This window comes from Exiguobacterium sp. ZWU0009, from assembly GCF_000798935.2.
Taxonomy (GTDB): Bacteria; Bacillota; Bacilli; order Exiguobacteriales; family Exiguobacteriaceae; genus Exiguobacterium_A; species Exiguobacterium_A acetylicum.
Map to the genome: position 1 here is coordinate 213,128 of NZ_CP018057.1, position 18,863 is coordinate 231,990.

Consider the following 18,863-nt stretch of genomic DNA (forward strand, 5'->3'; position numbering starts at 1 on the left):
GAGATGCATTGAAAAAGAGGAGAATCGTCTATGAAACAAAAAATTCGGTTACTACAACGACGGACGGTCCACTATCTGCTTGCTGTGACGTACTGGTTGACGAAACGGTTACCGATTCAACCGAAAAAAGTCGTCTTTGCAACGTACCGTTCCGATCGTCTTGTCGATAACTTTCGTGCCGTCTACGATGAACTAGAACGACGCGACTTAGGGTATGAATACGTTTTTTTGTTAAAGCGATTCCCTCAATCGTTGGCGGGACAAATTCAATACGTCTTTCATATGATGCGAGCGACGTATGAATTAGCGACTGCCCGTTACTTCATCATCGATGATTATTATTACCCTGTATATGTGTCATCCTTACGGGAAGGGACAGAAGTCATTCAGCTATGGCATGCTTGTGGAGCCTTTAAAAAGTTCGGCTATAGTGTGCTTGATAAATCCTATTCACCGGATGATGATTATTTGAAGATGGTCCAGATTCACCGGAATTATAGTAAGGTCTATGTTTCCGGTGAAGCATGTATCGCCCCATATGCGGATGCTTTTGGAATGGAGCAGAAACGGATTTATCCATTAGGGGTTCCACGGACAGATCAGCTACTGAACACAGCACGTCAAACCCGTGTTCGAGAAAAGTTGTATGATCGATATCCAGAATGGCGTAAGAAACGAATCATCTTACTCGCGCCGACATTCCGAGGAAATGGACAGACAACGGCACATTACGATCAAGAGCTCGATTTTGAGAAATTTCGTCGGGAGCTTGGACCGGATACGGTTCTCTTGCTTCGCATGCACCCGTTTGTTCTCAATCCACCAGTCGTACCGGACGCGTATGCGGATCAAATCATTAACATGACAGACTATCCGGACATCAATGATCTGATGCAGATTGCGGATATTCTGATTACGGATTATTCGTCTGTCATCTTCGAGTTTGCCTTGTTGCAAAAGCCGATGATTTTCCTCGTCAACGATCTGCAGTCGTATAAAGCAGAACGCGATTTCTATTTCCCATATGAAACTTTTGTACCGGGACCAATCGTGTCGACGTTCGAAGACGTCATTGCTTGGATTAAACGTGGGCAATTCGATACACATAAAATTGAGACATTCGCGAATCAGTTCTTTACGTATCAGGACGGAGAAGCGACCAAACGAATCGTCGATCATATATTATATGACACGATTCCAGAGGCGCCTGTCTATACGAAAACGCCAGTGTGAATACAGAAAAACGTTCCGATTGCGTCTCCGTTTGGGGAGAGAGACGTCATCGGAACGTTTTTATTTTTGAATTGGGGCTTGATTGGCGCGAGCAGGGGTAGCTCGCAGAATGCGCACCTCTTAAAAGTGCGTCAACTTGTCCTTTGCGGACGTTCTCGGTTTGACAGGTGGAACGATGGCAGGCCAACCAATTTGAATGACACCGAGAACGCGTTCGTTTTCAGAAGCGTCAACGAGTGAGGCATACTCTGGTGTGAACCAGTGTTTCCCGCTCTTCCAGCAACAACCAAGACCTCGTTCTGTTGCTACCAATTGCAGATTTTGAATCATCGCAGCTGTTGCAAGTGTATCCTCTAGCTGTTGATCTGGTGTCCCTTGTACCTGACAAAGTACCGTTAAATAAACCGGGACTTCCCGTAATTTTTGTTCAGCCTGTTGACGTTGTTCAGACGTTTTCGTCTCGAATTGACCACGTGCTGTCAGCAATTCCATCAAGGCATCGACATACCGTGTTTGTCCGTCTTCGATTGCGAGAACAAAGCGCCAAGGCTCTCGTAATTTATGATTCGGGGCATAAATCGCCGTGTCGAGTAATGCTTCTACCAATTCGACCGGAACGGGTTGTTCCGTATAGGACCGGATCGACCGGCGTGTTTCAATCACTTGTTGGGCATGCATCCGTTTCATCTCCTCACTGAGTACTTTTTCACTATAAATGATAACGATTATCATTGTCAATGTTATTTGTCAGAAAACAAAAAAGACGATTCCCAAGAGGAAATCATCTTTCGTTAGATTCGGATTAAGAAGCTTTTCGTTCCTCGTCTTGATCTTGAGCAACAGTCGTTAGTTTCTTTTTCATAAGACGAATCCGGTATAGGGCAAATAGATAATGGGCGAAATAGATCGTAAAACCAAGGAAAATCGTCAGTGCTACATGAATTTGAACGCCGGGAACAGCATGAAGCTGAATGAAGAGCAAGACAGCCATTGCCATCGTATAAAGCACCATTTCCACCGATTGTGGCATGACGCGTTGACGTTTTAAGAAAAAGGAACGCATAAGTGGCAGGACGACGAGACTGACGAGACGATCAACCAGTCCGATGACGAGGACGCTGATCACCATCGCTAAACCATTTTCAAAAGCGATTAACCGTGGGAAGACAAGATAAGTGACGAGTAATAGTGGTCCAACTAATAAAAAGATTGAAATCGAGGCACGTGCGAATACGAAGAGCCCGTTGACACTTGTTAAAAAGGCACGAACGATCTTTTGTGACCAAGGGGATGGTCGACCAACTTGCCAAGCAAAACAACAAGCAAAGATGAACGCATAAAATTGCAGAAAGGCAACCATAAAGCATCTCCTTTAGATATGAAACTCATTGTCCCTAGTGTATCGATTTTAAGGCTGAAGTGCAAAGAAGAACTTTTCGTAAAGTATAAGAAAAGACCAGCTGATAGGACATCAACTGGTCTGTCGTCAATCAATCTAGATTCGGTTCTTTTTTTCCGTGCAAGAAGAAGGACAGAATCAGTGCAAGCGCAGATAAGACGGTCGCAATCCAGAACGCATCGGTGATCCCTTGGATTGTTGCTTGTTTCGTCAGCATCGTAAACCAACTCGTCGAAGCGGCTTGTGAGCTACCCAGCTGTTGTCCAAGATCGTTTAAATGTTGCGAAAGCGTTGGGTCGAGCGTCGTGAACTGATTCGCGTCGTCTGCTAAATGAGCCGTCGTTTGACGGGTCATGACGGTGACGAGAATCGCGGTTCCGATAGATCCAGCGACTTGACGGAGTGTGTTTTGCGTCGCGTTTCCGTGTGGGATCATCTTCATCGGTAAGGCATTCATACCGGCAGTCATGATCGGCATCATGATGAACGCCATACCGAATGACCGAAGCATGTAGATCCCCATGATGGAGTAATACGACGTATCCATGTTCAATTGCGTCAGTTCCCATGTTCCGTAGGTCATTAACGTCAAACCGAAGATGGCAAGTGGACGAATACCGAAACGGTCAAATAACCGACCGGCAATCGGTCCGGTGATTCCCATGATCAGTGATCCGGGTAAGAGGAGCAGACCGGAGTCGACCGGTGAAAAACCGCGAATGCTTTGAAGGTAAATCGGCAAAAGTAACATCCCGCCGAACAAAGCCATCGTGACGATGACGTTGATGAAGAGGGTGAACGAAAATTCCGGTACCTTTAACACGCGAATATTCAACATCGGATCTTCCATCGACAGCTCACGCATCGCAAAAGCGGCAATTCCAATTAAGCCGATGACGATCGTGCTGATGACGATCGGGCTATCCCAGCCGTCATTCCCGGCTTCACTGAATCCGTAAAGGAGACTCCCGAATCCGATCGTACTGAATAAGACGCCCAGTGCATCAAAAGAAGGTTTCGAGAGGGGCTGTGTCAGTCGGAACCAGGCAGCACCAAGTAACAATGTCACTAATCCAAAGAACGACATCGCGTAAAACATGACGTGCCAATCATAGTTTTGGATGACATATCCCGTGATCGTAGGTCCGACAGCAGGAGCGAGAATCATCGCGATTCCAAGCATCCCCATGGCAGCTCCGCGCTTATGCGGTGGGAACAACGTCATGAAGACGTTTGATCCGAGTGGCATCAAAATACCAGCCCCCGCTGCCTGAACGACACGACCGATCATCATGACCGGGAAGTTCATTGCCATCGAACAAATGATGGATCCGAAGAAAAAGAGCGTCATCGAAGCGAGGAACAGCTGGCGGAACGTATAGCTTCGCATCAAAAAGGCACTGATCGGAATCAAAATCCCGTTGACGAGCATGAAGCCTGTCGTCAACCACTGGGCAGTGGAAGTCGATACGTTGAAATCATTGATTAGAACCGGTAACGCGACATTAATCAACGTTTGGTTCAAAATAGCAATGAACATACCGATTAGTAAGACCGTCAGTACTTTCGGAATACTGACGTTTTCAGTCGATACCTGTTTTGAAGGTGTTGCGACTGGTGGTGTCACGGTCATCGTCGGTTCCGTCTCGAGGGATTCCTCAAGTGTTGGTCCGTCAGTCGCCAGTGCCATGTCGGATGGGCGACTTCGACGGGCAATCCAGTTGACGCCGATGATGATCAGAATCGTGAACGCACTGTATCCGAACAAGAAGGTAGTAGACATGAACGTCCCTCCTTAATCCTTATGAATGCGGACGGTCACATTCATACCAGGTCGAATGTCGAGTGATTTTTCTTGCGAGAGTGATACTTTAACGGGAATGACTTGTGCGACTTTCGTGTAGTTCGCGTTTCCGTTTGAAGAAGGCATCATTGAGAACGTAGAAGCCGTCGTCATCCCGATTTGCTCGACTTCACCAGAAAGTGTCGTGTCCGGGTAGCTGTCGACATAGACATCTACTGTTTGTCCGACTTTGATTTCATCGATTTCTGTTTCTTCGATGTTCGCTGTGACCCAAAGGTCGTTTAAGTCAAATCCGTAAGCAAGTGGTGTACCTGCTGCGACGAAGCCATTCTTTGTCGCCATCGACTGAACGATTGTTGCTTTCGCAGGCATCGAAACAGAAAGATCTGTCGTTTTTTGTCCAGCTTGTGCAGTCATGATGTGACCAAGTGTTGCACCGCTGTCGAGCGATTCGCCTGTTTTTGCCGACCAGTCTGTTAATTTACCGGCGCTTGGACTCGCAATCGTTATCATTTTGCCATCGATTTTTGCATTGTCTGTTTTGACATAGCTCGTTGCTTGATCGTAATAGTAGTATCCGACAACACCACCACCAATCAAAACGATGAGTGTCACGATATTGATGATTAATAGTTTTTTCATACTCATGGGTGTGTTTGCATCCTTTCTTGTGTACAATCGATTCAAAAAAAGTACTCCTCTGGGGGGAGGAGTAATTAATATAGTTAATTATATGGATAGTTAGGTAACAAACAACCGACAATTTCCGACAAAATGTCGGAAAAATAGATGATAACGGATTCATTAATGAAAAGATGATGAAAAAGGAGTGAAATATGGATGAATGAGAGCCGTGATCCTCGACCAAAACGGTCACGTGACCGTATTACAATGGTATTATTTCGTTTACTGAAGACGCACAGCTTCTCAAGTATTACGGTCAAAATGTTGACGGATGGAGCCGGTGTGAACCGTTCGACCTTCTACGCACACTATACGGATAAGTATGATTTGCTTGACCAAATCGTTGAGGAGCAAATGAAGGCACTTGAACAAGCGATTCGGATCACCGGTACAGGAACTGCCTTTCCGACAGTCGAGCAGGTGAGTCGCTATTTTGCTCGGTTATTCATTCATATCGAAGAAAATGAATTATTCTATCAGACGATGCTTGTTCAAGGACCGATCAAAACGTTCATCTCGCGCTTTCTCGATACGTTGAAAGAGAATTACCGACTAATGTTTCGACCGCAAATCACAGAAGAAGCTACGTTCGTCGATCGGGACTTATTATTAAACTATGTCATTGGTGGACAGTTGGGATTGTTGATTTCTTGGTTACGAAACGGTCGACCGTATTCATCAGAGTATATGGCAGAACAATTAAGTCGGATGATCGTCTTTGGAACAGTAGAAAGCATCGGTTTTCCTAAAGAGCCGGAATGAAGACGTAAAAAAAGACACTTCCCTACGGAAGTGTCCAGTCAGGTTAAGCTTGTCGGAATGCAAGTTCTTTCGTGTAGATCGTACTCCGATTCCGTCCGCTTTCTTTTGAGTAATACAACGCTTTATCTGCCTGTTGTAATGCTTCAAGTGACGTATGAGAACCACTAGAATGCGCGATTCCAAGCGAAATCGTGATTTGTAGATCAGGTACATCTGCTGTCGGGAACAGGTTACGTGCGACCGTCAGCCGAGCTAGTTCTGCGATTTTTTGCGCTTCTTTCGCCGAAGTACTTGGTAAGATGATTAAAAATTCTTCACCACCGTACCGTCCGACGAGGTCGTCTGGACGCGTCAAGGAAGCAAGAGTCATGCCGAGTTGGCGTAACACATCATCGCCCGCATCATGACCATATGTATCATTGACATGCTTGAAGAAATCGATATCGATGAGTACAAGCGAATAGCCTTGGTCGGTCGAACCGACAAGCGAAAGGGAGTCATCAAGACGACGACGATTGGCGAGCCCTGTCAATGCATCCGTCATGGCGAGTTTCTGCTGATACTGGATGTTTTCGAAGTGACGGCGTAATTCCGTTAGCAATCGAAAAGCGACAAAGCCAGCTAATAAATTAAAGAAGACGTACGCAATCGAGATTTTAAAGAATGTCGACCAGCTGTGCGTCAGGATGTAGATGGCGGGTAACGAATAGAGAATACCGACCAACACCATAAGCTGAAAATGACGCATCGAGACATGGACGAATCGACGAATGATTCCGATTGTCGTGATGAACAAGACGATGATCAGCGTAGATAAATAAAAACCTTCCATTTGATCAACTGGTGTTAAAAAGTAACGTGTCCCAATGATCATCGCACCCGCAACGATGGCGCTTGGAAAACCACCGAACAGCATGGCGATCGCGACGGGAACGATACGTAAATCAACACGGGCGACATCGATTTGGATCCCATTGAACATCAATAAAACCGCAACCAGACCACAGACCGCTCCGAGTATAAGTCGAATGCTCCATTTGGAGTTCAATGAAATACGCGGTTGATTTCGAAACGGTAAGAACAAGAGAGTAATCGTTGTAAACAGTAGACAAAAGTTAATGATGAATTGATTCATGATGGACAACAAATCCTCCCAACTCCCCCAGCTAACAGATTTCCATATATATACTTCCAGTATACTCAAGTAGATAACGGTTAGACAGAGGGAAATCTTTAGATAAAATAGAAAAAACGGTAGAAAATCTACCGTTTTTAAGAAGACGAAGTAAGTGTATCCTCATCCATCGTCTGTAAAATTTTATTAAAAACATGAACCATCGTTTCAAGCTCTTCTTCTGTCAATGTGCCGAAGCGATCTTGTAAATAGTTTTTCCGGACGATTTCGAGATCCCGAAATGCACGTTCACCGTCCTCCGTCAAAGCGAGGACGATTGAACGACGATCTTCCGTCGAACGTGTTCGGGTGACATATCCTTGTTTATACAGCTTATCCGTCAAAGCAGTGACTTGACTCGTCGCGAGCTCAAATTGTTCCGCAAGAAGCGTCGGGCGCTGAGGACCATTTTCTGAAAGGCTTCGTAAGATGAAAAACTCACTCCGGGTCGCCGTTCCTTCAAATAGCCGGTTAAGTTCACGTCGCAGGGTACGAAGAATGACACGCATTTGTTCCTCGAGTCGATAAGTTAGCAAATCACGTTCCTGTGGCATGCAAGCAGCATCCTTTCTCTCAGTGGACTTCTACCATTTAGTGTACTAAACATATCGGATTTTTACCATCGACTACCTGATATTCGAAAAAGGCAATTGACAATTTCGTGGCGATTTGTGTAATATGGCGTAGTAATAACTAACTTAATTCAGTTCTCACTCAACCAGTGGGATGGAGGTTGCAGTTCTTAAGAGTACGGTTACGGATGTCGTCAAGCGACAGATGAGGTGACCTGAAAGGAAGAATTGCCGAAATCAATCATCGCTTTGAAGATGATTGATTGGGATTAGATCAAATAGGTCTAATACTGTCACAAGTCGGGTATCACCTACTTGTGGAGAGCTATCTTTCACGACGGTAGAATGAGGCGCATCCATTTTATTATGTTGCGTTCTCATCTTCCATCTGGAAGATGAGGGCGCTTTTTGTTTTTTCATTCAAAAAGTGTCCTCTCAAAAATTTATTAAAGAGAGAAGCGAACGAAATGAACAATCTAGATGTGAAACAAACAACAGATTCGACAGCAGAAGGATTAAAACGTGGATTACAAGCCCGTCATATGTCAATGATCGCCATCGGTGGAGCGATCGGAACAGGACTCTTCATTGCGTCCGGTGCTTCCGTCGCAGCAGCAGGACCAGGTGGTGCGCTCCTATCGTATGCAATCGTTGGTCTGATGGTCTACTTCCTAATGACAAGTCTTGGTGAAATGGCAGCGTACATGCCGGTCGCTGGATCCTTCTCGACATATGGAACGAAATTCGTCGATCCATCATTCGGCTTTGCACTCGGCTGGAACTACTGGTACAACTGGGCAGTCACGATCGCAGTCGAGCTCGTCGCAGCACAAATCGTCATGACGTATTGGTTCCCGGATGTTCCTGGATTTTATTTCAGTGCCTTGTTCCTCTTACTCATGATTGGCTTGAACTACTTCTCCGTTAAAGGATTCGGGGAAGCGGAGTATTGGTTCGCGATGATTAAAGTCGTTACCGTCATCGTCTTCTTAGTCGTCGGTGTTGCGATGATTTTCGGTGTCTTTACATCGGAGCCACCGGTTGGCTTTAAAAACTTTGCTCTTGGCGATGCACCGTTCGTCGGTGGGATTCCTGCCGTCATCGGAATCATTCTTGTTGCTGGATTCAGTTTCCAAGGAACGGAGCTCGTCGGGATTGCCGCGGGTGAGTCAGAAGACCCGAAAAAGAACGTTCCTAAAGCAGTCAAACAAGTTTTCTGGCGTATCTTACTTTTCTACGTCTTCGCGATTTTCGTCATCGGAATGCTCATTCCGTATACGAGTCCGAACTTGGTTTCGAATGACATTACGGACGTAGCGGTTAGTCCGTTTACGCTCGTCTTTGAAAAAGCAGGTCTTGCGTTCTCAGCAGCACTCATGAACGCTGTCATCTTGACGTCTGTTCTATCTGCCGGAAACTCAGGCATGTATGCTTCGACACGGATGCTGTATACACTTGCGCGCCAAGGCGATGCACCGAAGTTATTCGCGAAAGTCTCGAAAAACGGTGTACCCCGTAACGCCTTGCTTGCAACAGGTGCAGTCGGTGCGCTCTGTTTCTTGACGTCGATGTTTGGTGGACAAGTCTACCTGTGGTTACTCAATGCTTCCGGGATGACAGGATTCATCGCATGGCTCGGGATTGCGATCAGTCACTATCGCTTCCGTAAAGGATTCGTTGCACAAGGTCACTCGTTGAAAGACTTACCATATGTTGCACCAGCGTTCCCGTTCGGTCCGCTGTTCGCATTCGGTCTTTGTTTCCTTGTCATCGTTGGTCAAAACTATGCCGCATTCCTCGCTGATCAAATCGATTGGGTCGGGATTGCTGCGACGTACGTCGGTATTCCATTGTTCCTTGCCTTCTGGTTAGGACATAAATTCAAAAACCGGACGTCGATCGTTCGTTATGACGAGATGGACTTCCCAGAACATCCGCGTCAATCGTAATGTGTGAACCACCTTCTATAATGAAGGTGGTTTTTTTATTTCTTTAAATGAAAACGTTTTCTAAAATATAGTTTTGGAAAAGTATAAAAAAGGAATCAATGAATACATATTACAAGAATAGAAAACATGAATGAAGAATAGGGGGGAGACACATGACTACATCTGAATTATTTTTCACATTAGGTTCTGCAGCGTTTTTCATGTTGCTCGTTGCCTACATATCCTATCGATTGACGCGTGGGAAAACACAAGGCGTCGATGAATACTTCTTAGCGGGGCGAGGTCTAAGTGGCGTTTTCATTGCCGGATCATTACTACTGACGAATTTGTCGGCAGAACAGTTGATTGGACTCAATGGACAATCCTTCATGGGGAATATGTCGAGTATGGCATGGGAAGTTACGGCGGGATTTGCTGCAATCATCATGGCCATCTATCTGCTCCCGAAATTTCTCGGGCTAGGTATCTCGACATTACCGGAATACTTAAGTCACCGGTATGATGAGACGGTTCGCCGGATGACAGTCTTACTCTTTTTACTTGGATATATGTGTGTCACGATTCCTTCGATGCTTTATTCGGGTGGAATTGCTGTCTTGCAGCTGTTCGATGTTCCGGAATTATTTGGTCTCAGTTATACGCAATCCCTTTGGTTAGTCGTCTGGGTCGTTGGAATCATCGGAGCGATTTATGCAATTTTTGGAGGACTACGTGCGGTGGCTGTCTCCGATACCTTGAACGGGATTGGGCTTGTCTTCGTTGGATTCCTAGTTCCGGTGCTTGGCTTTATCGCGCTGGGTGACGGGAATTTGCTTCAAGGAATGAAGACGATTGCGACTGTGCAACCGGAGAAGCTGAACGCAATCGGAAGCTCAACCGATGCCGTTCCGTTCTTTTCGATTTTCACGGGCATCCTATTTGCGAACTTATTTTATTGGTCACTCAATCAATATGTCATTCAACGTGTGCTCGGGGCAAAAGATTTGAAGGAAGGACAGAAGGGCGTCTTAATGACAGGCTTCTTGAAGTTATTAGTTCCGATCTTCATGCTGATTCCTGGGATCATTGCCTATCACTTATATGGGAACACACTAACGAGCGGTGATCTATCATATCCTCGACTCATTACGGAGTTGTTGCCGGTCTCGCTGATGGGATTTTTTTTAGCTGTCTTACTCGGAGCTGTCTTCAGTTCGTTTAACTCGTTGCTCAACAGTATTGCGACACTTTTCGTACTCGATATCTATCAGCCGGTGTTTGCGAAAGAGGCGAGTGATGAACATTTGATTCGCGTCAGTAAATGGTTTGGAACGATCGTTGCCTTAATTTCTTTCGTCATTGCGCCGTTCTTGATGTACGCGCCGGACGGCTTATGGAGTTTGATCCGGCAATTCACAGGATTTTTCAACATTCCAATTCTCGTCATCGTATTAATGGGGATTTTCATGAAACGAATTCCGGCGATTGCGGCGAAAATCGTCATTGTCTTTCACGTGTTCGCGTATTACTTATTCGTCTTCGGTTTCAAACAACTGTTTGGCTGGGATCATGGCATTAGCTATATTCATGGATACGGTATTCTACTCGTGATTGAAGTGCTATTCATGGTATTCATGGGGTATCGTTACCCAGCCGTCCAGTCAAGAAAGGTCAATCGACGACAGTCTGTCGAGCTCACTCCATGGAAGTTCGCGATTCCAGTATCGATCCTATTATGTACATCAATCATTTGGACGTACGTTCTGTTTTCAAAGATCGGACTGGCTTCGACAGCAGGTGTCGTGTCGAGTTGGTTCTGGCCGGTCACGTTAGGACTTGTCATTGCGACGATCGTATTATGGCGTGTGTCGCTAAACGCTTGGGAGGTGAAGTACCGGACCTATCTCGAAGAAGAGTACCGTCAAGCCGAATAATCCTCTCGCAGAAGGCATGACATATCAGGTAAGATGAAAGAAAAACAGGAGGCGATCTTCTTGAATTACTGGTACCACTTTAAGCGTGCCTTCCTACCGATCGCATTATTGCTTGTGACGCTTGCCTTGTACCAAATGATTTATCGTTTGAATAACATCTGGTATTCGTTTGGAGGACTTCTTCTTGTCTTTGCTGCGATTTACTTCGTCATGCGTCGTCTAAAAGCGAACCCAGAGGATTGAATGAGCAGGAAAGTCGAGTCCATTCTCTGAACGAGGTAAAATAGACACATACAGAGGAGGGGAAGATAGATGGCAAAAGCAATATTTGCAGGTGGTTGTTTCTGGTGCATGGTCAAGCCATTCCATAAATATGATGGTGTAGAGCAGGTCATTTCAGGATATACCGGTGGTCATACAGAGAACCCGACTTATAAAGAGGTCTGTTCGGAAACGACAGGTCATTTGGAGGCGGTTGAAGTCACGTACGATCCGTCCGTCATTACGTACGAAGAATTACTCGAGATCTTCTGGCGTCAAATCGACCCTACGGATGGCGGAGGTCAATTCAATGACCGTGGTGAATCATACCAACCGGCTATCTTTTATGTCGATGAAGCACAGCGTGAGGCAGCTGAACGTTCGAAAGCAGAGCTTGACGCATCAGGACGCTTCTCACGTCCGGTCGCGGTAGAGATTCGTCCAGAAAAGCCGTTTTGGCCAGCCGAGGAGTATCATCAAGATTATTATAAAAAAAATCCGTTCCGTTATCAGATGTATAGTGTCGGCTCAGGTCGCGCGAAATTCATCAAGGAAGCGTGGAAGGATCACGGTAAGGAAAAAGAACTGAAAGAACGTCTGACACCAATTCAGTATAAAGTCACACAAGAGAACGGGACAGAACCCGCTTTCCGTAACGAATACTGGGATGAAGAACGTCCAGGTCTTTATGTCGACATCGTCGATGGCACACCACTCTTCACATCGAAAGATAAGTTCCAGTCGAACTGTGGTTGGCCGAGCTTCGCTAAACCAATTTCAGAAGAGAAGATGGAAGTCGAACTCGACACGAGTCACGGGATGACGCGGACGGAAGTGCGTTCTGCGAATGCAGATAGTCATCTCGGTCATATCTTCGATGATGGTCCGACCGAACTTGGTGGTCTTCGCTATTGTATCAACTCAGCAGCGTTACGATTTATTCCGCTTGAAGAGCTTGATTCGGCAGGATATGGGGAATATAAAAAACATTTCGAGTAACATGTAAGGAGCAGTCAAACGATTTCGTTTTGACTGCTCTTTTTTCAAATGGAAGGGAGAGAATCGAATGTTTCGACCCGTATATGAAGAGATTCGACAAATGACGATTGCGAAGGTACTTGATTTTTACGATCATGAAATTCGTCAGCTCAATGAGCAAGCACGTCAGGAAAAGTACGACAAGATGAGTTTGAGTCCATTTCGCTTTTTCCGCGGGAGTTCACATCTGTTTTATTATGACGTGACGCGAATCCCTCTTGGTTTTGATACACCTCGTGATAAACCGACGTGGATTCAAGGCGATCTTCACTTTGAGAATTTTGGTGTTCATGGCAATGCGAAGGGAGAGATCATCTACGATATCAATGATTTTGATGAAGGGTACTTAGGATCTTATTTATATGATTTGATTCGCATGGCGGTCTCCGTCCGGTTGTTCGCTGAAGAGGCAGGATACGATCCGACTCCTGCGATTCGAAATTATGTCCTGGAATACTTACACGATTTAAAAAAGTACGCTCTCGGAAAAGATCCGAGTGATGTCTGTTTTACGCGGGATAATACGAAAGGACCAATCAAGAAGTTGATTAAAAAAGCAGAAAAGAAACGTGAAGAATTAATGGGAGAGCGGACGGAACTGGTGGATGGCGTGAGACGTTTTTGTACATTACCGGATATGGCAGCGGTAGATGATCCAACGCGAATAGCGATTGAGTCTGCTTGGTCCTCCTATATCGAGACGATTGACGCAGAGGATCGTCGTGACGAAGCGTTCTATACAATCAAGGATATCGTCCGGAAACTAGACAGTGGAACGGCATCGATTGGTCTTGAACGCTATTACATCTTGATTGAGGGGGAGGGAGGGGAAGAGGATTTGATTCTAGAGATGAAACAAGCTCAGACTTCTGTCCCTTCGTTGTTCCTTCCCGTCCATCGTCCAGAAGCAGAAACAGTTCATCAAGGACGCCGAATCATCACGTCCCAAAAAGCGATGCAGGCACATGAGGATCCATATCTTGGCTACCTGACGATTGGGAAAAAGGAATATTATGTACGTGAGCGCTCGCCATATAAGAAAAAACTAAAAGCAAAGCATATCAAAAGTCAGGAAGACCTTGAGAACGTATTGTGTATTCAAGGTCAAATCACCGCGAAAATCCATGCGCGGGCGGATCAGGACGCCGGGATTAAAGAAAAAATTTTGACACATCATGCGGATGTTGAAATCATCCAAGCCATTGGTGTTTCGGACACCGCTTTTTTAGAGCAAATCGAGCGTTGGTCAGAAGCCTACGTGACACGAACAAAGCTGGATTACCAAGTGTTTTTGGAGTGGGTGAAGACTCGAAAAACAAATTAAAAACCTAACAAACTGAGGCTTGTCAGATGGCTGTGTAACATGTGTTACACAGCCATCTTTTTTGTACGGATTTTTTTGTTTAACGAATGAAAGCGTTCAATAAAATAGAAATAGGTATAATGACCTATATCAATTTATCAGAAAACTTCGTAAATTTTTGATTAAGTTCTTGCGGACGACTCGCTCCGTAGGACGAATCATAACAGGTACAGGGGGAAATACATCATGAGTTTGACGCGGAAAAAAGATGTTTCCGCTATGATTGCTGCAAGTAAACGAAACAGTGGACTTGCTCGAAATCTTGGCGCGATGGATTTAACGTTTTTAGGAATTGGCGCCATCATCGGAACCGGAATCTTCGTTTTGACGGGAACAGGAGCATTGACCGCAGGACCAGGACTTATCGTATCATTCATCTTATCTGCCATCGCCTGTGGTCTAGCCGCTCTTGCTTACGCTGAATTCGCATCAACGATTCCGGTCAGTGGATCCGTCTATACGTACACGTACGCAACGATGGGAGAGATATTCGCTTGGATCATCGGTTGGAACTTGATCCTCGAATATGGACTTGCCTCCAGTGCCGTTGCAGCAGGTTGGTCTGGGTACTTCCAGTCCTTACTCGCAGGATTCAACATCCATGTGCCAACAGCCTTATCAGCAGCTCCTGGAGCAGTCGAAGGAGCCAAGACATACTTCAACCTTCCAGCGTTCTTAATCCTCTTTGCCATTACGGCATTGTTGTCGATGGGAATCAAGGAAACGAAACGTGTCAACAACATCATGGTCGTCATCAAGGTTGCAGTCGTCATTCTCTTCATCGTTGTTGGTGTTGGCTACGTTGAGCCATCGAACTGGACACCGTTCACACCATTTGGTTGGGGAGGTGTCTTCTCAGGTGCCGCGATCGTCTTCTTCGCGTACATTGGTTTTGATGCCGTCACATCAGCAGCTGAAGAAGTCCGTGATCCGCAAAAGAACTTGCCACGCGGGATCATCGGTTCACTCGCTGTTTGTACAGTCCTTTACGTCATCGTCGCAGCCATCATGACAGGAATCGTACCGTACCAACAGTTCGCTGGTGTCGATCATCCAGTCTCACTTGCGATTCAAATGGCGGGTCAAAGCTGGGTAGCTGGATTCATCGATCTCGGTGCGATCCTCGGGATCACAACGGTCATTCTCGTCATGACTTACGGAATGGTGCGTCTTGCATTCGCCATCTCGCGTGACGGAATGTTCCCGAAAGTGTTCTCTGAAGTGCATCCGAAGTACCAAACACCATTCAAGGCGACTTGGATGATCGGACTGGGAAGCTCACTCGTTGCTGGTTTCGTTCCGCTCGATGTCATCGCAAACCTCGTCAACATGGGTACGCTCGCAGCATTCGTCTTGATCTCTGTCGCTGTCTTGATTCTTCGTAAGACACAGCCGGATCTCCCGCGTGCGTTCAAATGTCCAGGTATGCCATATGTGCCAATCGCAGCAATCGCTGCATGTCTCTTCTTGATGTTCAACTTGAAACTCGAGACATGGATTGCATTCGGAATCTGGCTTGCCATCGGTTTAGTCCTTTACTTTACGTTTGCACGTAAGAGTTCGAATTTACACCCAGGAAATATGCCGGCAGCGGAACTCGCTGCTTCGAAAGAAGAACAGTAACACACAAGAAGACCCGGTCGCCTGAAGGCGATCGGGTCTTTTGATGTTATGAAAGTGGAACAGGTCCTTTGACGCGGACCGCATCGAATTCACGACGAATACTTTCATTGGCTTTGGCTTCATCTTCTGCCGACCAGCCGAGTTCGCTACGCATTAAGGCGAGAACACCATCTGCGTACTGTTCAGCGTGAGGGAAATCAAAGAAGACGGCCGAGGCACGACGGTTCAAGAAGTCGCCGGGTTGCATGACGAGTTCAGCTTCTAATCCATATAGAAGGGCGCCGAACCAGTGTAACGGTAATTGATAACGAGCTGCCTCGTCGCCACGTGTCCGAATCAACTCGTAGACACGTTCGACGTTCGTACCGTAACGTTGGATGAGCCATGTCGCCTCATTCGGTGACAATCCAAGTGCTTCTCCTTTTGGTTGTTGTTCTTTCAAGTAGCGGGCAAATCCTTTACTTCCTTGTGGATGACCACCACCAAGCAAGATATCGTGCGTACGGGAAGCGAGGTAAATCCGATTTTCTTCTGTCTTGAATTGGTCTGCGACCATATTGATGATTCGTTCTGCCATCTTCCGGTACCCGGTCAACTTACCACCAGCGATTGACATCAGCCCGGATTTCGAGACGAAGATTTCATCTTTTCGGGACAGTTCACTCGGATCCTTTCCATCTTCATGAATGAGTGGACGAAGTCCGGACCATGTCGATTCAACGTGTTCAGGTCGTAACTCGACGTTGAACATTTGATTCGTCGCCTCTAAGATATAGTCCTGATCCTCGACAGTGACACCCGGCTCAAGAATATCTCCTTTATAATTCGTGTCGGTCGTTCCGACGTAGGTTTTCCCTTCGCGTGGAATCGCAAAAATCATCCGACCATCTGGAACGTCGAAATAAACGGCTTGTTGGAGTGGGAAATGCGCTTGATCGATGACGAGATGAATCCCTTTCGTCAGGTGAAGTGATTTCCCAGCTTTCGAACCATCTTTTTCGCGTAGTTCGTCGACCCATGGACCGGTTGCATTGATGATTTTCTTCGCCCGAATCGTATACGTTTTTTCACTTAAGACGTCACGGACTTCGACACCGACAACTTTTCCATTGTGGTAGACGAGCGATTCAGCCTTCGTATAGTTTACGGCACGTCCACCGTAACCAACGGCTGCCTTTAAGACTTCGACTGTCAATCGGGCATCATCCGTTTTATATTCGACATAACGGCCGCCACCGACCAAGTGTTCCGAACGTAATAGTGGTTCGTAACGTAACGTTTCTTCTTTACTGAGCATCGTCCGGCGTTCATGGCGTTTGACGCCTGCGAGCTGGTCATAGACGCGTAAGCCAATCGAGGTCGAGAAGCTGCCAAACGTCCCGCCTTCGACGAGTGGAAGCATCATCCACTCCGGCGTCGTCACGTGTGGGGCGTTCTCATACACGATGGCACGTTCTTTTCCGACTTCGGCAACAAGTTTGATTTCGAACTGCTTCAGATAACGCAATCCACCATGGACGAGTTTCGTCGATCGGCTCGATGTCCCTTCGGCGAAGTCCTGCATCTCGATCAATCCTGTCCGCATGCCTCGACTTTGTGCGTCAAGCAAAATACCGGCTCCCGTGATACCGCCCCCGATGACGAGCACGTCTAAAAGTTCTTGTCCCATCTCTTCTAACCAAGCTGTCCGTTCCGTACTTGAAAACATCTTGTCTTCCCCCTGTTCGTCTGAATGGATAGTTAGTCTACTTCTATCCATGTACCCGATTTTGCACTCTTTTGAGCACGATCAATGATTTTCATGACGAGTTCAGCCTGTTTCGGAGAGACAGGTGGTGTTGTCCGCTTACGAATAGCTGGCGCGAGATCTGTATAATAATCGCTAAATTGCCCGGATACAAAAGGAAAGTCTTCAATGGGTCCGTTTGCTTCAGCCAACTGATAAGTCGTTCGTTTCGTATCGACTTCATCGACAAAATAGCTTGCTTGTGTCCCGTGTACCATTAGCGAAGGACCAACAGCCGGAACGATGGAACCGATGTGTAAAATAGCGCGTCGCGTACCGAATGCTAAAATCAGATGTGTATAGTCATCAACGATCCCACCTTGCCGTTGAATCGTTTGGTCACAAAAGACGCGATCCGGAATTTCATCGAAGGCGACGAGTGCTTGATCAATCAAGTGTGACCCCAGGTCATACAGTAGACCGGCACCGGGCACGTCCTGTTCGCGCCAACGATCTTCAACGTCTGGACGATAGCGATCATAATGCGCTTCGAACGTTTGAAGAGTGCCGAGACGTCCGGATTCGAGTAAGGTCATCAGCGTTCGAAAGTCCTTCGTATACCGACGATTATGATAAACTGTCAGTAACCGATCGTGTATACGTGCTAGTTCTGTCAACGTTTCGGCTTCTTCAAGCGTGACAGTGAACGGTTTCTCGACGAGTACATCACAGCCTGATAGCAAAGCGAGGCGCGCAAGTGGATAATGTAGTTCATTTGCTGTCGCGATGACGACTAAATCAATCTGTTCTTTAGCGAGCAAGTCTTCAAGTGTCGAATAAACAGGTAGCGTCACGTCATAAGCAGCGACTGCTTCCGGACGACTCGACTGAACAGCGACTAACTGATAATCAGGTGCGTGTAAATAAGGAGCATGTAAATGTTCACCGGCAATACCAAAACCAACTAAAGCGGTACGAATCATGGAAAACACATCCCTTTCAAGTTCATACCCTCAATCTACCACAAGGAGGAATACAAGATGATTACGGAACAACACATCATTGAAAAGATGCGTCAAGCGATGCAACGCATTGAGCAAACGACAGGAGCCGCCCAGAAAGAGCAGATTGCAGCGATGAAGGCGTACTGTGAACTATTACTTGAATCTGAGGCGACATCAAGTTCAACGATATCGCTACCTACGTCAACACCTCAGGCAACACCAACAGTCGATCCGATGTTAGCGCGCTTCATGGGTGTTTCGCAGGATAAAGAAGAAAAAGGGACTTCCTTGCTCGATTTTTGAATGAAATGACGCGATTCAGGGAATAACCATCACAGTTGAAATGAGAAGGGGAGAT

At 46.3% G+C, this 18,863-nt stretch carries 17 protein-coding genes and 1 riboswitch; of the genes, 9 read left to right on the forward strand and 8 right to left on the reverse strand.

Annotated elements, in window-relative coordinates:
- Positions 1-30: 30 nt before the first annotated feature.
- Positions 31-1,233, forward strand: coding sequence for a CDP-glycerol--glycerophosphate glycerophosphotransferase (locus tag L985_RS01270; RefSeq protein WP_047391992.1), 1,203 nt, complete (start codon positions 31-33; stop codon positions 1,231-1,233).
- Between the two features lie 120 nt (positions 1,234-1,353).
- Here L985_RS01270 and L985_RS01275 read toward each other — a convergent pair whose 3' ends face one another.
- The 4 genes from L985_RS01275 to L985_RS01290 all read right to left on the reverse strand — a co-directional run bounded on the left by L985_RS01275 (position 1,354) and on the right by L985_RS01290 (position 5,084).
- A complete protein-coding gene (locus L985_RS01275; protein ID WP_023466727.1) occupies positions 1,354-1,911 on the reverse strand; it encodes a nitroreductase family protein in 558 nt (185 codons plus the stop codon).
- A 124-nt stretch (positions 1,912-2,035) separates the two neighbouring features.
- Complete coding sequence (locus L985_RS01280; RefSeq protein ID WP_023466728.1) at positions 2,036-2,593, reverse strand: hypothetical protein; 558 nt, start codon at positions 2,591-2,593, stop codon at positions 2,036-2,038.
- Positions 2,594-2,723: 130 nt separating this feature from the next.
- Positions 2,724-4,415: a DHA2 family efflux MFS transporter permease subunit gene (locus L985_RS01285; protein ID WP_029343158.1), complete on the reverse strand. Its 1,692-nt coding sequence runs from the start codon at positions 4,413-4,415 to the stop codon at positions 2,724-2,726.
- Between the two features lie 12 nt (positions 4,416-4,427).
- Positions 4,428-5,084, reverse strand: a complete 657-nt coding sequence (locus L985_RS01290) for an HlyD family secretion protein (protein ID WP_047391989.1) — start codon at positions 5,082-5,084, stop codon at positions 4,428-4,430.
- A gap of 192 nt (positions 5,085-5,276) precedes the next feature.
- On the opposite strand from L985_RS01290, the gene L985_RS01295 reads away from it, so the two are divergent.
- A complete protein-coding gene (locus L985_RS01295) occupies positions 5,277-5,882 on the forward strand; it encodes a TetR/AcrR family transcriptional regulator (RefSeq protein WP_051656326.1) in 606 nt (201 codons plus the stop codon).
- Between the two features lie 43 nt (positions 5,883-5,925).
- Here the strand turns inward: L985_RS01295 and L985_RS01300 are convergent, their stop codons facing one another.
- Both L985_RS01300 and L985_RS01305 read right to left on the reverse strand, forming a co-directional pair.
- Positions 5,926-7,017, reverse strand: a complete 1,092-nt coding sequence (locus tag L985_RS01300) for a diguanylate cyclase (RefSeq protein WP_235609850.1) — start codon at positions 7,015-7,017, stop codon at positions 5,926-5,928.
- A 137-nt stretch (positions 7,018-7,154) separates the two neighbouring features.
- Positions 7,155-7,610 carry a MarR family winged helix-turn-helix transcriptional regulator gene (locus L985_RS01305; RefSeq protein WP_029343162.1) on the reverse strand — a complete coding sequence of 152 codons (456 nt, stop codon included), beginning with the start codon at positions 7,608-7,610 and terminating at the stop codon, positions 7,155-7,157.
- Between the two features lie 165 nt (positions 7,611-7,775).
- Positions 7,776-7,964: riboswitch (Lysine riboswitch) on the forward strand.
- Between the two features lie 131 nt (positions 7,965-8,095).
- On the opposite strand from L985_RS01305, the gene L985_RS01310 reads away from it, so the two are divergent.
- The 6 genes from L985_RS01310 (at position 8,096) to L985_RS01335 (ending at position 15,775) form a co-directional block, all read left to right on the forward strand.
- Positions 8,096-9,577, forward strand: coding sequence for an amino acid permease (locus L985_RS01310; RefSeq protein WP_029343164.1), 1,482 nt, complete (start codon positions 8,096-8,098; stop codon positions 9,575-9,577).
- Positions 9,578-9,729: 152 nt separating this feature from the next.
- The gene (locus L985_RS01315; protein WP_047391981.1) at positions 9,730-11,490 is read left to right on the forward strand and encodes a solute:sodium symporter family transporter; all 1,761 of its coding nucleotides are present in this window, start codon (positions 9,730-9,732) and stop codon (positions 11,488-11,490) included.
- Positions 11,491-11,550: 60 nt separating this feature from the next.
- Positions 11,551-11,733 (forward strand): hypothetical protein, encoded by a 183-nt coding sequence (locus L985_RS01320; protein ID WP_029343166.1) that lies wholly within the window; start codon positions 11,551-11,553, stop codon positions 11,731-11,733.
- A gap of 69 nt (positions 11,734-11,802) precedes the next feature.
- Positions 11,803-12,750, forward strand: coding sequence for a peptide-methionine (S)-S-oxide reductase MsrA (gene msrA, locus L985_RS01325; protein WP_029343167.1), 948 nt, complete (start codon positions 11,803-11,805; stop codon positions 12,748-12,750).
- 67 nt (positions 12,751-12,817) lie between these two features.
- The gene (locus tag L985_RS01330) at positions 12,818-14,113 is read left to right on the forward strand and encodes a DUF2252 domain-containing protein (RefSeq protein WP_029343168.1); all 1,296 of its coding nucleotides are present in this window, start codon (positions 12,818-12,820) and stop codon (positions 14,111-14,113) included.
- A gap of 225 nt (positions 14,114-14,338) precedes the next feature.
- Positions 14,339-15,775, forward strand: a complete 1,437-nt coding sequence (locus tag L985_RS01335) for a branched-chain amino acid transporter BcaP (protein WP_047391976.1) — start codon at positions 14,339-14,341, stop codon at positions 15,773-15,775.
- A gap of 46 nt (positions 15,776-15,821) precedes the next feature.
- Here the strand turns inward: L985_RS01335 and L985_RS01340 are convergent, their stop codons facing one another.
- Positions 15,822-17,483, reverse strand: a complete 1,662-nt coding sequence (locus L985_RS01340; RefSeq protein WP_047391972.1) for a glycerol-3-phosphate dehydrogenase/oxidase — start codon at positions 17,481-17,483, stop codon at positions 15,822-15,824.
- Positions 17,484-17,515: 32 nt separating this feature from the next.
- Positions 17,516-18,484 (reverse strand): Gfo/Idh/MocA family oxidoreductase, encoded by a 969-nt coding sequence (locus L985_RS01345; RefSeq protein ID WP_047391969.1) that lies wholly within the window; start codon positions 18,482-18,484, stop codon positions 17,516-17,518.
- A 57-nt stretch (positions 18,485-18,541) separates the two neighbouring features.
- On the opposite strand from L985_RS01345, the gene L985_RS01350 reads away from it, so the two are divergent.
- Positions 18,542-18,808 carry a DUF5327 family protein gene (locus L985_RS01350; protein WP_029343172.1) on the forward strand — a complete coding sequence of 89 codons (267 nt, stop codon included), beginning with the start codon at positions 18,542-18,544 and terminating at the stop codon, positions 18,806-18,808.
- Positions 18,809-18,863: the final 55 nt, after the last annotated feature.